This window comes from Microcystis sp. LE19-8.1F (genome assembly GCF_027531715.1).
Lineage (GTDB): Bacteria > Cyanobacteriota > Cyanobacteriia > Cyanobacteriales > Microcystaceae > Microcystis > Microcystis wesenbergii_A.
Genome location: NZ_JAPZSO010000100.1, coordinates 1 through 1,700, shown reverse-complemented (window position 1 = coordinate 1,700; position 1,700 = coordinate 1). Strand labels below are relative to the sequence as shown.

Sequence of the window (1,700 nt, the reverse complement as noted above, 5' to 3'; positions counted from 1 at the left end):
CTATCAAGAAACATGGTCGCCGAGCAAAAAGCCTCTTTCGGCTAGGTTTAGACCACCTTCGTCATCTTATTCTCAATCCTTCATTACCTAACTTTTCTCTTTTTCTCCAGTCCTTACATTTTTTGTCCTGTACTTAGATCCGAGATATTAGTTAATGATTTCAATCTATTTTCCAGTAATACAGCATCTTGGGGATAGACAGAAACCCGATAACGAAGAGCATCTGCTAAAGTGTTTATGTGATTATCTATTAATTTTTCAAGGTTTTGTAATCTTAACTTCGTCCCCTGAGAATTATTATGGCGACGATATCCAACCGTAATACAATGGTTTCTTATCAGAGATTGATTAACACTTAACCTTAACCAAGTATAGTAATCTACAGCAGTTCCCGTAAACTGTGTTGGCCAGCCATTGATGGAATCGAGTGCTTCGCGTCGAATCACAATGGCTGAGGGAGTGGCGACAGAATTGGTAGGGAAAAAGTCCCAAGGAGCAAAAAACTGAGAATTAAGGACTGGAGAGGGAAAATTTAGGCTATTTTCATAAAAATGGGCGCAATTGGCTACACAAGCAGCAGATTGGGGAAATTGCTCTAGGATCGTACTCATAAGGCGCAGGTGATCTCGATGCCAGATGTCATCCTGATCGAGAAATGCTACTAGAGGCGCATTGGTATGTTTGAATCCAAAATTGCGGGCGCAATGAGAACCCTTGTCAGGATTTCGTAATAAAGTGATACCTGAAAAAGACTTGACAATCTCTAGGGATTCGTCCTCAGAACCATCGTCAACCACTACTATTTCTCTCGGTGGTTGAGACTGGGAAAATACTGACTCGAGTGTTTGTCGAATCCATTGAGAGCCGTTGAATAAAGGGATAATAACAGCTACGTCTATAGCCTTAGCGTTTTGATCTATAAGCCATATCATAATTCTAATTTGCTCCCAGTCGCTTTAAAAATGTGAGATGATCTGCTAAAACTGCTTCCCGACTGCGAAGACGCGCCGCTACCCAAGCAGCTCGAATCGCTTGGATCTCCGCCTGAAGATTCCGGCCACTCATTTCGTTTTTAAAAGTACGCCTCAAAACACTTAAACCGCAATTGAGCCGCGCCATCTCATGCAGAAGTTCGAGGAAGGGTATAGGGTTGCCGCCACTAATTCTCGTTACTCCACCGAATCCAACGATACGATTGTTTAAAATTTGAAAAATTTGTTCAACTGTACCATCTGCCAGTAAATCCCAAATAGAGTTTTTTGGCGTGAAATCATTAAATCATTCAGTCCAATATAACTATAGTCCCAACCTAGATCTCTAAGCTCATGGCAATGTTCTACTAATGTGTGAGTCTCAATTTGGACTAGGGTTTTAGCTCTTCCATTGACTAGAGAAATAAATTTATCTACCTCACTGGGAACTTTTGCCATCGGTAGCATAATAATCTTAGCTCCAGAATCTAGGGCAGTTTCTATCTCGTCAGAAGTATTGTTATCTAAGGGATTAATTCTTACTGTAATTGGGATGGAGATAACTTCAGCTAGAGCAACCACATCTTCTGGTGCTAAGTACAGGACAAAAAGCTTGAAAAGTAGGCGGGAGTAGGGTTTTATGAGAAATAGCACTAATCTCGAAAACCCTATGAATCAGTATAGCGCCTTAAAGCAAGCCCTTCAACCCCATCTAGGATGGCATGGTGC

2 protein-coding genes and 1 pseudogene are annotated in these 1,700 nt (G+C 41.4%); 1 reads left to right on the top strand and 2 read right to left on the bottom strand.

Going from position 1 to position 1,700, the window contains the following annotated elements; genetic code table 11:
• Window positions 1–137, top strand: a pseudogene (locus O9334_RS10575) (IS4 family transposase); the annotation flags it as partial.
• On the opposite strand, the gene O9334_RS10570 reads toward O9334_RS10575, so the two are convergent.
• Window positions 114–932: a glycosyltransferase family 2 protein gene (locus O9334_RS10570; protein WP_288000234.1), complete on the bottom strand. Its 819-nt coding sequence runs from the start codon at window positions 930–932 to the stop codon at window positions 114–116. The pseudogene O9334_RS10575 and the gene O9334_RS10570 sit on opposite strands and share 24 nt — an antisense overlap.
• A gap of 267 nt (window positions 933–1,199) precedes the next feature.
• The gene (locus tag O9334_RS10565) at window positions 1,200–1,553 is read right to left on the bottom strand and encodes an aldolase/citrate lyase/malate synthase family protein (RefSeq protein WP_288000232.1); all 354 of its coding nucleotides are present in this window, start codon (window positions 1,551–1,553) and stop codon (window positions 1,200–1,202) included.
• Window positions 1,554–1,700: the final 147 nt, after the last annotated feature.